At 76.3% G+C, this 12,519-nt stretch carries 11 protein-coding genes; 4 read left to right on the forward strand and 7 right to left on the reverse strand.

Annotation, left to right across the window (positions count from 1 at the left end; all coding sequences use genetic code 11):
• Window positions 1–120: 120 nt before the first annotated feature.
• Entirely contained in the window at window positions 121–963 is an 843-nt protein-coding gene (locus VSR01_RS14725; RefSeq protein ID WP_326449664.1) for a hypothetical protein, read from the reverse strand.
• Between the two features lie 1,275 nt (window positions 964–2,238).
• Window positions 2,239–3,618 (reverse strand): transcriptional regulator, encoded by a 1,380-nt coding sequence (locus VSR01_RS14730; protein ID WP_326449665.1) that lies wholly within the window; start codon window positions 3,616–3,618, stop codon window positions 2,239–2,241.
• A gap of 367 nt (window positions 3,619–3,985) precedes the next feature.
• On the opposite strand from VSR01_RS14730, the gene VSR01_RS14735 reads away from it, so the two are divergent.
• The 3 genes from VSR01_RS14735 to VSR01_RS14745 all read left to right on the forward strand — a co-directional run bounded on the left by VSR01_RS14735 (window position 3,986) and on the right by VSR01_RS14745 (window position 7,443).
• Window positions 3,986–4,600 (forward strand): bifunctional DNA primase/polymerase, encoded by a 615-nt coding sequence (locus VSR01_RS14735; RefSeq protein ID WP_326453666.1) that lies wholly within the window; start codon window positions 3,986–3,988, stop codon window positions 4,598–4,600.
• 207 nt (window positions 4,601–4,807) lie between these two features.
• Window positions 4,808–5,689: an ABC transporter ATP-binding protein gene (locus VSR01_RS14740; protein WP_326449666.1), complete on the forward strand. Its 882-nt coding sequence runs from the start codon at window positions 4,808–4,810 to the stop codon at window positions 5,687–5,689.
• Window positions 5,686–7,443 (forward strand): transporter, encoded by a 1,758-nt coding sequence (locus VSR01_RS14745; protein ID WP_326449667.1) that lies wholly within the window; start codon window positions 5,686–5,688, stop codon window positions 7,441–7,443. Before VSR01_RS14740 ends, VSR01_RS14745 begins: the two co-directional genes overlap by 4 nt.
• A gap of 98 nt (window positions 7,444–7,541) precedes the next feature.
• Here the strand turns inward: VSR01_RS14745 and VSR01_RS14750 are convergent, their stop codons facing one another.
• Entirely contained in the window at window positions 7,542–8,912 is a 1,371-nt protein-coding gene (locus tag VSR01_RS14750; RefSeq protein ID WP_326449668.1) for an MFS transporter, read from the reverse strand.
• 216 nt (window positions 8,913–9,128) lie between these two features.
• Here VSR01_RS14750 and VSR01_RS14755 point away from each other — a divergent pair, with 216 nt between their 5' ends.
• Window positions 9,129–9,746, forward strand: coding sequence for a CGNR zinc finger domain-containing protein (locus VSR01_RS14755; RefSeq protein ID WP_326449669.1), 618 nt, complete (start codon window positions 9,129–9,131; stop codon window positions 9,744–9,746).
• Window positions 9,747–9,775: 29 nt separating this feature from the next.
• Here VSR01_RS14755 and VSR01_RS14760 read toward each other — a convergent pair whose 3' ends face one another.
• The 4 genes from VSR01_RS14760 to VSR01_RS14775 are packed head-to-tail and all read right to left on the reverse strand — an operon-like array spanning window position 9,776 to window position 12,469.
• On the reverse strand, window positions 9,776–10,411 hold the full coding sequence (locus VSR01_RS14760; RefSeq protein ID WP_326449670.1) for a hypothetical protein: 636 nt from the start codon (window positions 10,409–10,411) through the stop codon (window positions 9,776–9,778).
• Entirely contained in the window at window positions 10,408–10,818 is a 411-nt protein-coding gene (locus tag VSR01_RS14765) for a hypothetical protein (RefSeq protein ID WP_326449671.1), read from the reverse strand. The genes VSR01_RS14760 and VSR01_RS14765 overlap by 4 nt, the downstream gene beginning before the upstream one ends.
• The gene (locus tag VSR01_RS14770) at window positions 10,815–12,170 is read right to left on the reverse strand and encodes a hypothetical protein (RefSeq protein ID WP_326449672.1); all 1,356 of its coding nucleotides are present in this window, start codon (window positions 12,168–12,170) and stop codon (window positions 10,815–10,817) included. Before VSR01_RS14770 ends, VSR01_RS14765 begins: the two co-directional genes overlap by 4 nt.
• Window positions 12,171–12,175: 5 nt before the next feature.
• Window positions 12,176–12,469: a hypothetical protein gene (locus tag VSR01_RS14775; RefSeq protein ID WP_326449673.1), complete on the reverse strand. Its 294-nt coding sequence runs from the start codon at window positions 12,467–12,469 to the stop codon at window positions 12,176–12,178.
• Window positions 12,470–12,519: the final 50 nt, after the last annotated feature.

A 12,519-nucleotide genomic window follows, 5' to 3' on the forward strand; every position in this document is an offset into this window, starting at 1 on the left:
AGGAGCTGAGGAGCTGAGGAGTCGAGGACTTGAGGTGCTGAGGACGCGGGTGCCTCAGCACCTGACGTCCTGACCTCTTGAGGTGCTGACCTCTTGAGGAGCTGAGGAGCTGACCTCGGGTCAGAGCTGGCTGTACGTGCGGGTGGTGAGGCCGTACTTCTCGGCGATGGCGTTCCACAGCTTGACCGCGCGCTTCTTCTGCTCGGTCGCGGTGCCGCTCTGCCGGTTGCCTTCCTCCGCTTCCTTGGTGGTGCGCGCGTGGCCGCCCTTGCAGACGCTCTTGTTCGTGGCCGCCTGGTGCGCCCAGTTCGCGTAGTGGCCGTCCGCGGCGGCCGACGCCTGCCACGCCTTGGTCAGCGCGTCGGTCAGCGCCGCGTGGTCCTGCAGCTTGTCGACCTGGAGGCTGCCGAGCTGGGTGACCAGGCCGGTGCGCTGGGCCTGCGCGGCGCGCAGGTCGCTCGCCGCGGCGCCCAGGTCCTTGCACTCCTTGGTCGAGGCGACCGCGCCGACCACCGAACTGCGGCTGTTGCCGCTGGTCTTGAGCAGCGCGTCCAGCGACTGGGCCTGCTGCTTGGCGGGGTCGGCCGCGGCCGGTGCGTCCGAGCCGGACGCGGACGCCGAGGCGGCGGCGGACGGCGAGGTGGACGACGTGCCGCCGGCGTTGTCGGCGCTCGCGCTGCCGCCGCTGTTGAGGAGGCCGCCGACGACCAGGCCGGCGACCACGCACCCGGCCACGACGATGCCGATGAGCACCTTGGGCGACAGCTTGCGTCCGCCCGAGCCCCGGTCGCCGGTGTAGCCGTCGTCGTGGCCGGCGTACCCGTCGTAGCCGCCCTGGCCGCGCCCGTCGGGGCCGTAGCCGCCGGGGCCGTAGCCGCCGGGGGCGCCGGGGTGGCCGCCGTACGGGGGCTGGCCCTGCTGCTGGCCCGGCGGGCGGTCGGGCTGGATGATGTGCGGCCGCATGGGCGCGGGGCTCGGCACGTCCTGCCGGAACAGGTGGTCGTAGTCGCTGTCGTGCTGCGGCGGCTGCCCGGGCTGCTGGAACTGCTGGGTCCGCTGTTCGTAACCGTCGTAGGAGGCGTAGTCCTGGCCCTGGCCGCCGTAGGCCTGCTCGTACGTGGGCTGCTGCGGCTGCGACTGCGGGGGCCGCGGCGCCTGCTGACCGGGGTAGCCGTCCTGCGGCTGCCCGTACGCGTCCTGCTCCTGGAAGATCGACAGCGGCAGCGCCTGGGTCGCCTCGGCCGGCGCGGGCTCCGGGGCGGCGCCATGCCCTGCCTGCCCTGCGGCGGCTGTACCGGCTGTGCCGGCTGCGGCGGCGGGGCCTGCGGCATGGGCGGTACGGGACCGGGTGCGGCGGCCTGCTGCGGCGCCCGGTGCGGGTCGGCGCCGGGGTACGGCGGCAGCATCTGCGTCGCGTCGGCGACAGGCGCGGAGGCGGGGGCGCCGGGACCGCCGGAAGCGGGCGCGTTCCCCGGGTACGGCGGCAGCATCTGCGTGGCGTCGGCGACAGGCGCCGGGCCGGGCGCGGCGGGACCGGGAGCGTCACCCGGGTAGGGCGGCAGCATCTGCGTGGCGTCGGCCGCCTCGGGCAGGGCGCCGGCCGGGCCGTTCTCCAGCTGGCCGGTGATGATCTGCGGCTGCCCGGGGCTCCCGGGGTGCCCGGGGTATCCGGGGTACTGCGGCAGGCCGGGCGCCTGGGGGGCGCCGGGGAGCCCGGGCGCCTGCGGCTGCTCGCCCTGCGGCTGCGGCGAACCCCAGGGGGTGCCGGCGGCGGGCTGGACGTGTTCGCCGTAGCTCAGGGGCGCCTGGTCCTGCTGCGAGGGGAGCACCACGCCCCGGTACGCATCGGGCGATTCCTCGCCGCGTCCGCTGCTGTGCATCGCCGCCCACTCCCACCCTCGCCGCCCGGCCGCCCGACGGTCGTCGCACGGCTGTCGTCACAACCGTCCGCCAACGCTACCGGGTCAATCCGAGGGGCGGCCACGGCCCCGAACGAGTGAGCGCCATGCCACACCGGGTGCGTGGCGCGGCGCGCCGTGCCGCGCCTGCCCGCGGCGGGCCTGCCCAGGGGTTTGGCGGACGTGCGGAGACGGGGTGTCGGTACGGTAACGATTCGGTGCCGGCCCGCACTTGGCTGCGGTTTTCGCCGTCAGGGGCGGCGCGGACGGGCCTGGCGGTGCGGGCGCGGCGGCGGTGTGCGGCGGCCGGGCAGCGGCCCGGACGCGGCCCTCGGGCGGCTCAGGCGGCCTCCCGTTCCTCGATCCGGGCGGTGAACTCCCGCACCGCCGGCTCGTCCGCGTACGGCTCCAGGCGGTGGCGGAAGTCCTCCAGATACTCCGCGCCCCGGCTGGAGCGCAGCCCGGACAGCAGGGTGACCGCCTCGGTGCCGGTGTGGCACGCCTGTTCCAGGTCGCGCTGCTGCACCTGGGCCTCGGCGAGCAGGAACAGGTCGATCGCGCGGCGCCGGGAGCGGGTGACCGGGTGCGCGGCGAGCGCCTCCTCGGCGCGCCGGGCGGCGGGCACGGCCTGGCCCAGATCGCGGTGGCAGTGGGCGAGTTCGTCGGCGAGGTAGGCGTGGTCGAAGTGGGCGATCCAGTCCGGGTCCTGGTCGGGCTCGGAGCGCTCCATCGCCTCCACCGCCGCTCCCGCGACCGCCGCGAAGGTGCGTGCGTCGCCGAGCAGCGCGTGCCCGCGGGCCTCCGCGGCGTGGAACATCGCCTCGGCGGTCGCGGTGACGTGGCCGCGGGCGCCTTCCTGCGCGGCGCGGGCGAGTTGGGCGATCTCGCGCGGGTTGCCCAGGGCGGCGGCGAGGTGGCTCATGCTCGCGGCCAGGATGTAGCCGCCGTAGCCGCGGTCGCCGGCGGCCTGGGCGAGGCGCAGCGCCTGGATGTAGTACCGCTGGGCCAGGCCAGGTTGGCCGGTGTCGACCGCCATGTATCCGGCCAGTTCGGTCAACCGGGCGGCGGCGGAGAACAGTTCGCGGCCGACCGCCTCGCGGTAGGTGCCGGCGAGCAGGCCGGAGACCACGCTGTTGAGGTAGTGGACGACGACCGGGCGGACGTGGCCGCTGCCGAAGCGGTGGTCGAGGTCGGTGAGCGCCTGGGTGGTGGCCTTGACCGCCTCGACGTCCGACATGCCCACCCTGGCCCCGCCGTTGCGGGCCACGCCCTGGTCGGGGCGGGTGATCAGCCAGTCCCTGCTGGGCTCCACGAGCGCGGAGGCGGCGACGGTGGAGCCGCTGAGGAAGTCGCGCCTGCCGACGTCGCTGCGCCACAGCTCGCAGACCTGCTCGATGGCGCCCAGTACCGTGGGCGCGAAGTGCAGGCCGATGCCGGTGGCCAGGTTCTTGCCGTCGGCCATGCCGATCTCGTCTATCGAGACGGTGCGGCCGAGCTTGCGGCCGAGGGCCTCCGCGATGATCGCGGTGGCCCGCCCGCGCGGTTGCTGGCCGCGCAGCCAGCGCGCCACCGACGTCTTGTCGTAGCGCAGGTCCAGTCCGTGCTCGGCCCCGCAGACGTTGACCCTGCGGGCGAGCCCGGCGTTGGAGCAGCCGGCCTCCTGAATCAGCGCCTGGAGCCTTTCGTTGGGCTGCCGCGCCACGAGCGGTCGTGCCGCCATGGGTCCCCCCTTATCGTACCTCGGGTTCTTCTCTTCCCTGCTGTCCGGCGAAATATGCCTGCATTGGCGGCATTTCGGCTTTGCCCGATGGTCTCCGGCGCCGGACGCGGGCTGCCGCGGCCGGACCCGGCCGCCCCTCACGGCCGACTGCACGGGCGCCGTGGGCGCCGCGCGGCGCCGGTCGCCGACCGGCTGCTTCCTGCCTACCCCCGGGCGGAGCCCGCTGCCCGCGCGCGCCCCCGGCAGTGCATCCGTGCGCCCGGCATGAGCCGCGCGTCGACGGCCGTAACCCGGGGTGGTGCGGGCAGTTGTGCAGCGCGTGGAAGAGACCAACAGAGTTCCGCGGCAGCTCACGGGCCAACTGCTCATGGCGGCGGTGGGTTACGCGGAGGAACGCCACTGGGACGTGCTGCCCGGCTGCTGGCTGGAGACGCCCCCGGGGGGCGCACCGCGCTGCTCGTGCGCCTCACCGGTGTGCGCGTCCCCCGGCGCGCACCCGACCAGGCCGGACTGGGCCGGTCAGGCCAGCGGCAACGCGGTGGCGCTGCGCCGGATGTGGCACAAACACCCCCGTGCGTCGGTGCTGTTGCCCACGGGGCGCACGTTCGACGCGCTGGACGTGTCGGAGACCGCCGGGTTCCTGGCGCTTGCCCGGCTGGAGCGCATGGGGCTGCCGCTCGGGCCGGTGCTCTCCACCCCGGCCCGGCGGATCGTTTTCCTCGTGCTTCCGGGCGCGCGGGCCAAGGTTCCTGAGCTGCTGCGGCGGATGGGCTGGGCGCCGGGCTCGCTGGACCTGACGGCGCGCGGCGAGGGCGGCTGGGTGCCGGCCCCGCCGACCCGGATGTGCTCCGGCGGCTCCGTGCGCTGGCTGCGTCCGCCGACCGCCCTCAACCGCTGGCTGCCGGACGCGGAGGAGTTGCTCAGCCCGCTGGCGTATGCGTGCGGACGCGACCGGGAGGAGGCCGCGGCGCCCGGGCGGTGAGGGGCGGCGCTCGCCCCGGGGTGGGCCTCGGCGCTGACCTCCGGGTGGCCTCGGGGTGGGCTCGGGGTGGGCTCGGCGGTGGCCGGATCTCGGGGGTGCCGCGGAGTTGTCCACAGGCCCGGCGGGCGGGGCGGGCGGCGCCGTCGTGATCCGTTCTAGGGTGGCCCTGGCAGGCGGGACATCGGGGGTTCGGGGAGGTGACGGGCGATGGGGCGGTCGCGGGACACGACGGACGGGACGGTGCCGCAGCGGTACGGCGGACCGCTGCCGCGGTACGGGGACGGCGGCCGCCCCGGCGGGGACGGACGCCCGGCGGACGGGCCTCCGCCGGCGGTGCGGGTGCGTGGGCTGTGGAAGCGCTTCGGCGAGCAGACCGCGGTGGCGGGCATCGATCTGACGCTGCCCGCGGGCCGCTTCATCGGGCTGGTCGGGCCGAACGGCGCGGGCAAGACCACCACGCTGTCGATGGTGACCGGCCTGCTGCGGCCGGACGACGGCCTGGTGCAGGTGGGCGGGCACGACGTGTGGACGGACCCGGTGGCGGTGAAGTCGCGGATCGGCGTGCTGCCCGAGGGGCTTCGGCTGTTCGAGCGGCTGTCGGGGCGCGAACTGCTTGCCTACACCGGGCGGTTGCGCGGCCTGCCGGGCGAGGAGGTCGACAAGCGGGCGGCCCAGCTGCTCCAGGTGCTGGATCTGACCGACGCCCGGCACAAGCTGGTCGTCGACTACTCCACCGGCATGCGTAAGAAGATCGGGCTGGCGGCTGCGCTGCTGCACAACCCCGAGGTCCTCTTCCTGGACGAGCCGTTCGAGGGCGTCGACCCGGTGTCGGCGCAGGTCATCCGGGGCGTGCTGGAGCGGTACACCGCCTCGGGCGGCAGCGTGGTGTTCTCCTCCCATGTGATGGAGCTGGTGGAGAGCCTGTGCGACTGGGTCGCGGTGATGGCCGCGGGCCGGATCGTGGCGCACGGCGCGCTCGCCGAGGTGCGCGGCGCGGCGCCCACGCTCCAGGACGCCTTCCTCGCCCTGGTCGGCGCGCGGCGCGCGGGCGGCGAGGAGCTGGACTGGCTGGGCGGGGGCCCGCGATGAGCGCCGCCGGGCCGCTCCCCTCCCCCGGCGGGCCCCCGCCCGCGGGCGCGGGAGCGCTCGGGAGCGCGGGCGCGGGGCCTCTCGCCGGCCCGGGGCCCTTCGCGGGACCGGGTGCGGACCCGGGCCGCGCGCCGTCGGTCACCGGGGTCTTCGTCCGGCTCAAGCTCGCCTTGGTGCGCAACGGCCTGCGGCAGTCCCGGGGGCGGACCGTGGGCTGGGTGCTCGGCGTGGTCTTCGCGCTGCTCTACGCGCTCGGTCTGGGCGCCGGCATGATCGCCCTGCGCGGGAACGAGTACGCGCCGGTCGCCGCCGTCACCCTGGCGGTGGTGTGCGGGCTGTGCTGGGCGGTGATGCCGCTGTTCTTCTTCGGCGGCGACGACACCCTCGACCCGACCCGGCTGGCCATGCTGCCGCTGCGTCCGCGTCCGCTGATCACCGCGCTGACGGTGTCCTCGCTGATCGGCGTGGGCCCGGTGGTGACCGCCCTGGTGTCGGCGGGCGCGGTGGTCGCGGTGGCGCACAGCGCGGCGGGCGCGACGGTCGGCGTGCTCGCGGTGGCCCTGGTGGTGCTGACCTGCGTGGCGGTCGCCCGCGCGGTGGCCGCCGCCAACACCCGGCTGCTGACCAGCCGCAAAGGCCGCGACCTGGCCCTGCTCAGCGGCGTGGTGATCGCGGTGGGCGCGCAGGTGGCGAACGTCGCGGCGAGCGCGCTGTCGTCGGGCCACCGTCTGCGCCAGGCGGGTTCGCTCACCGATGTGCTGCGCTGGATCCCGCCGGCGCCCGCGGTCGACGCGGTGCGCTCGGCCTCGCGCGGCGCGTACGGCCTGGCCGTGGCCCAGCTGGTGTGGGCCGCCGTCGCCGTGGTGCTGCTGCTGCGCTGGTGGCACTCCAGCCTGCGGCGGCTGATGGTGTCCCCGGACGCCTCCACCCTCCAGGCCGCGGCCGACGGCGGTTCGCGCGCCGCTCGCGGCGGGCGGCCTCGCGGCCTGGCGGCCACGCTGCTGACCGCGCCGCTGCCGCGCCGGCTGGTCGCCGGGCGGACCGGCACGGTGATGGAGCGCCAGTTCCGCTACCTGTGGCGGGACCCGCGGTCCCGGGCGTCGCTGACCGCCGGGGTCGCGGTCGGGCTGCTGCTGCCGCTGGCCGCGGTGGTCCAGCACGGCAGCGTCTACCAGTGCCTGTGGGCGGCCGGGCTGCTCGGCCTGCAGATGTACAACCAGTTCGGCACCGACGGCTCGGCCTTCTGGACGGTGGCGGCGACGATCGCCACCAGGTCCGACGCCGCGCACGAGCTGCGCGGCCGGGCGCTGACGCTGACGCTGATCGCGGTGCCGTACGTCACGGTGGTCACCGCGGGCGCGGCGCTGCTGCTCGGCCGGCCGCAGGCGCTGCCCGAGACGCTGGGCCTGGGCCTGGCGTATCTGGGCGCCCTCATAGCCACCGGCGCCTACGCCAGCGTCCGCTACCCGTACGCGGTGCAGCAGGACCACCCGTTCCAGAACGCCGCACCCGGCCAGACCGGGCTCGTGGTGATGAACGTCCTGGGCGGCACGGTGGTCGGCGGCGCGCTCACCCTGCCGGTGCTCGCGCTCACCGTGGGCCTGCACCTGAGCGGCGAGCACGCGCTGTTGTGGACGGTGCTGCCGGTCGGCGCGGTCTACGGCGCGGCGCTCGGGGCGGCGGCGGTGCGCTTCACCGCGCCACGGCTGCTGGACCGACTGCCGGAGATCCTCGCGGTGGTCGCGCGCAGCTGACGGCACGGCGGCGGACGGGGCCGCGCGAGCCGACGCCCGAGCGAGCGCGGCCGGCGGGCGAGTCGCGGCCGGGCCGCGGGCGGGCGGCGGCCCGGAGGTCACCGGGCCGCGGGGCCCGCGCCGGCAGCCGGAGAGCGGGGGCGGCGGCGTTCGGTGGCCCAGCCGAGCAGGCCGAGCAGCGGCAGGGCGGCGCCGAAGAGCGCCGCGGCGGTCCAGCCGCCCGCGTGGTAGGCGTACGCGCCGGCCTGCGAGCCGACCGCGCCGCCGACGAAGAAGGTGGCCATGTAGGCGCTGTTCAGCCGGGCCCGGGCCCCGGCGTCGAGCTGGTAGACGACCTGCTGGCCGAGGACCAGGGTGGTCTGCACGGCCATGTCGAGCAGCACCGCGGCAGCGCCGAGCGCGAGCACGCTGTGCCGGCCCACGTCCGCCAGGCCCAGGGCGAGCGCGGCGACGACGAAGGCGGCCGCGGTCATCGGCCGCACCAGGCCGCGGTCCGCCCACCGCCCGGCCAGCGGCGCGGCGAGCGCCCCGCCGGCCCCGGCGAGCGCGAACAGGCCGACCTGCCACTGGCTGTAGTCGAAGGGAGCGGAGGTCAGCACGAAGGAGATGGTGGTCCAGAAGGCGGAGAAGGCGCCGAACATCGCCGCCTGGTACAGCGCCCTGCGGCGCAGCGCCGGATGCACCTTGAGCAGCCGGGTGGTCGAGCGCAGCAGCCGCCCGTACGAGAGGCCGGCCGCGTCCGCGCCGGGCGCGCGGCGGGGCAGCGCGGAGCGCAGCACCAGGGTCAGTACGGTCATCAGCCCGGCCGACACCAGGTAGACCGCGCGCCAGCTGGTGGCGTCGGCGACCAGGCTGCCGAAGGTCCGGGACAGCAGGATGCCGGTGAGCAGGCCGCTCATCACCTGCCCGACCACCCGGCCGCGTATCGCGTCCGGGGCCAGGTCGGCGGCGAACGGCACCAGGATCTGGACCACGACCAGCGTGGTGCCGCCGATCAGCGACGCGGCCAGCAGCACCGGGAAGTCCGGCGCGAGCCCGGAGACCACCAGCGTGCCCACGGTCAGGGTGAGCAGCACGGTCGACAGCCCGCGCTTCTCCCGCACGTCGCCGAGCGGCACGAGCAGCAGCAGGCCGAGCGCGTAGCCGAGCTGGGTCGCGGTGACGAGGCTGCCCGCGGTCACCGCGGAGATCCCGAAGGTGTGCCGCAGCTCGCTGAGCAGCGGCTGCGCGTAGTAGAGGTTGGCGACGGTCAGGCCGCAGGACACCGCGAGCAGCACGATCAGGCTGCGCGGCGGCCCCGCCGGGGAGTCCGGGTGGCCGTGCGCGGGCGCGGTGGCAACCTCGTCGCGGAGGCCGCCGGCCGGGGTGGTCGGCTCACCCGGGCCGGTCGAGCGCGCCGGCCCCGCGGGGTCGTCCGCGCCGCTCGGAGTGGCTGCGGCCTGGCGGGGCTGCGATCCGCCTGTGCTCATGGTTGCGACCGTTCCTCCGGGTCGGGTGTGCCTATCGGGCCGGGCGGCCGGGGCCGTCTCCCGCGGTCGGGACGGCCGGGCGTCCGCGGGTCACGGCGACGGGCCGCTGCGGCGCTCGGGCCCGCTGCCCGCGCGTTCGCCTCACGCGTTCCCCCGCCGTCGCTTCACCCGCCCGAAGGTACCAGTTTAACCGGTTCCATGGGTACGCTGGTCCGCATGACGAACAGCACGGTCCCCGCTCCGGCGGACGCGCCCGGCGCGACCGCCCGCGGCCCGCGGTTCCGGCAGGGCGCGGGCCGCCTGAGCCTGGACTACGTGCGCACGCTGCGCCGCCGCGGCACCGCGGACGTCGAGGAGGAACTGCCCGACGGCCGGGCGCTCGCCGCGTGGGTGCGGCAGTGCGGGCCGTGCGGTGACGCGGAGTTCGCGCCGCCCGCGGAGCCGGTCGCCGCCGAGGCCCGCGCGCTGCGCGAGGCCGTTTACGCGCTGGTCACCGCGGCACTGGACGGCGGCGGCCCGGCGGCGCTGCGCCCGGAAGACCGCGACCTGCTCAACCGCGTCGCCGCGCAGCCCGTCCCCGCTCCCCGGCTCACCGCCGCCGGCACGCTGGAGCAGCGCGCCGCGGACCCGGTCGCCGCCACCCTCTCCCTGGTCGCCCGCGACGCGCTCGACCTCGCGACCTCCCCCGCGCTGCTCGCCCGCCTGCGCCCCTGCGCCTCCCCCACCTGCGGCGCGCTCTTCCTCGACCACTCGCGCCCCGGCACCCGCCGCTGGTGCTCGATGGACGTCTGCGGCAACCGCGCCAAGAAGGCCACGCTGCGCGCCCGCGCCTGACCGCGTGCTCCGCCCCGGCGGCGTCGTGCTCAGTACGTCCAGCGGAACGTCGTCATCACCGCGTCGAACAGATCGGTCAGCGCCTGCGTGTACGGGCTGCCGAGGTCGCCGTCGCCCGGCGTCGCGTGGCTGACCGCGAGCCACCGGCCGGGGTCCTCGGGCACCGGCAGCACGTACTCCACCCGCCGCGACGCGGGCGCCCCCGTTCCCGCGCCCGGCCCCGCCGCGTCCTCGCCGTCCGCGGCCCGCCCCACGTACTCCCAGCGCACCGCGAGGCCGTCGCCCACCGACCGCAGTTCCCCGGGCGTCCCCTCCCCCGGGCCGGGCCGGTACCCGGCGGCGTACCGGGCGAGCGCCGCCTCCGGCTCCGCGTCCAGGCCGTGCGGGATCTCGGCGACCACGAAGGAGGCGGGCAGCGGGCGGGCGGCGCGGACCGGCACGTACAGGTCGAGGCCGCCGGCGCGGCGGGCGTCGCGCACCATGCGCTCGACGGTGCGGCGTACGTGGGCGCGGTACGCCATGCCCTGGTCGCGCGGCACCTGCGCGGGCAGCCGGTCGACGCGGCGGAAGACCTCCCGGTCGAGGGCTTCCCGGGTTCCCGCGCGCAGCGGCACCCGCGCCCACCCCTGCGGCAGGACCACGCTGTACCCCCGCGCCGCCGTCACCCCCGAACCTTCCGGTTACGCCACCGCGCGAAGGTGGCCCAGGTTGGCGCCGCCAACGGAATAAGGGTCAGGACTAGGACGCCGGTTGATGCGACAGCGGCCGCGCTCAGGATGCCGCTGACCCAGACGTAGAAGAGCACGCCGTCGAAGGCCCAGCCACGGCACCGCCGCAGGCCGTTCATGCCCGACCAGACCAGGAGTTGGCCGACAGCCGCGACGCAGAGCATGCAGGCCACGAACGTCCCGGTGCTCGGCCGCAGGAGCCAGCCCGTGAGGCCGGCCAGGGCAAGCCCGAGCCAGGGAAGCAGCCCTCCCCACCGAATCAGCCTGTCGCTGCGCGCGAGCACCGGGTCATCCGTCTCATTGCTGGGGAACACGCCGTCTCCGTTGTGCTCGGGGCCCGTCACCAGGACGTTCCCACTTCCTTCGTGTACCGGTCCTTGGCCCGTCCGTACGGAGCGAAGTCGGGCTTGAACCAAAGGAGGTCGCTGCCGCCGAGACCCTTGTCCAGTCCATCGACGGACGTCGCGGCAGCCCACGCCAGCCGCGAGGCGTTGTGCAAACCCTCTGCGTTGCGGCTGGCCGCGCGCACCGCCGGGCTGGCCGGGTAGGCCGCGCGGAGACGGCGGATGTCCTTGATGTGGGCGGCCTCCTCAAGGTCTCCGCCGACGGACGCCGCCTCCCAGCGGGAGGCTTGGGGGATCGGGGCGGCTGCCTCCGCCGCCTCGGCTGCGGCGGCGGCCCTGCGCGTCACCGCGTGAGCGATGTTGCGGGCGTGGCGGGCGCGCGCCCGCTCCGCCCGGGTGGCGCCGCGGCGGTTGAGCACGGCCGACGCGCGGTCGCGGACCGCGCGCCCCGCGCGCGCGGAGTTCGCCGCCGCGGTCTCCCCCGCCGCGTCCCGCGCGGCCAGCCGCGTCGCCTCGCGCACCGCGCGCAGTTCCGCGAGCGCGGCGTTGCCGACGTGCATGGTGAGCAGGCCGAAGACGTCCATGGCGACGTCCGCCCAGGAGCCGTCGCCCGCCGCGGCGAGCGCGAGGTGGCCGGCCAGGACGCCGGCGGAGAGCCACACCGCGAGGCCGGCGACCCAGCCGGCCGGCGTGGTGAGCAGCGCGGCGACGGCGATGACGGTCGCGGTCCAGCTCATCACGTCGACGGCGAGGGAGATCACGCCCTGCCAGTCGTCTGCGGTGTCTTTCAGCCGCTCCCACCAGCTGTCCTTGATCACGTCGTCGATGCCGTGGCCGATCAACCGCGCGTAGTGGTCGGCCCGTTCGTCGCGCCGGGCCTCGATCCGGGCCAGCGCGGCCCGGTGGACGGCGAGCGGGTCGGCGCCGCCCGCGTCGGTACCGCCCGCGTCCGTACCGCTCGCGGTCGAGTCGCTCGCGGTCGGGTCGCCGACGTCCCCAGCCGTACGGGACGTCTCCGCCGCCACCGCTCGCGCAGCACCCAGCACGCGGTCCGCCTCGTCCTGGAAGCCGGCCAACTCGTGGGCCCAGGCGGTGAGATGGCCGTGGACGCGTTCGTAGCGGCCGGCGGTCTGCCGCAGGTGGACCTCCAACTCGCGGGCGCCGTCGCGCAACGCGTCCGCGTACCGGCCGGTCAGGCCGTCACCCGCGCCGACCGCGCGCAGGTCGCCGGACTCGCGGCGGAGCATCGCGGCGACCAGCGTGAGATGGGCGACCTCGGCGAGGATCGCGTCGGGGTCGCCCGGCACGGGGTCGGCGGCGGCCAGCGGGCTCCAATCGCGGGGGCGGCCCACCGCGGTCAACCGGCCTTCGCCAGGCGCCGGTCGGTGGCCTGGAAGGTCTCGCGAGCCGAGCCCACCAGCGTGCCGACCGACTCGATGCGCCCGAGGAGCTTCTCGCGGTTCCAGGACCAGTTGTCGACGAACGCGCCCATCGCGCCGGCGACCTCGTCCGCGCCCCACACGTGCCGCAACTCGTCGCGGTGCGCGGCGATCGCGCCGAACTCCGCGTGCAGCCGGCCCAGCAGCCGTTCGGCGTCGGCGAGCAGCTCGTCGGTCACCCGGAGGTCGCTGCGGTCCCTGGCATCGCTCACGGGCTGACAACGGCCGCGCACGGCGGCGGCGTTACGGGCCTCGGGCATAT

Source organism: Actinacidiphila sp. DG2A-62 (assembly GCF_035825295.1).
Taxonomy (GTDB): Bacteria; Actinomycetota; Actinomycetes; order Streptomycetales; family Streptomycetaceae; genus Actinacidiphila.

Bases quoted from the DNA above. Each gene is read 5' to 3' on its own strand.
- VSR01_RS14725 (WP_326449664.1), bottom strand. From the start codon at position 963: ATGCGGCCGCACATCATCCAGCCCGACCGCCCGCCGGGCCAGCAGCAG.
- VSR01_RS14730 (WP_326449665.1), bottom strand. From the start codon at position 3,618: ATGGCGGCACGACCGCTCGTGGCGCGGCAGCCCAACGAAAGGCTCCAG.
- VSR01_RS14735 (WP_326453666.1), top strand. From the start codon at position 3,986: ATGGCGGCGGTGGGTTACGCGGAGGAACGCCACTGGGACGTGCTGCCC.
- VSR01_RS14740 (WP_326449666.1), top strand. From the start codon at position 4,808: ATGGGGCGGTCGCGGGACACGACGGACGGGACGGTGCCGCAGCGGTAC.
- VSR01_RS14745 (WP_326449667.1), top strand. From the start codon at position 5,686: ATGAGCGCCGCCGGGCCGCTCCCCTCCCCCGGCGGGCCCCCGCCCGCG.
- VSR01_RS14750 (WP_326449668.1), bottom strand. From the start codon at position 8,912: ATGAGCACAGGCGGATCGCAGCCCCGCCAGGCCGCAGCCACTCCGAGC.
- VSR01_RS14755 (WP_326449669.1), top strand. From the start codon at position 9,129: ATGACGAACAGCACGGTCCCCGCTCCGGCGGACGCGCCCGGCGCGACC.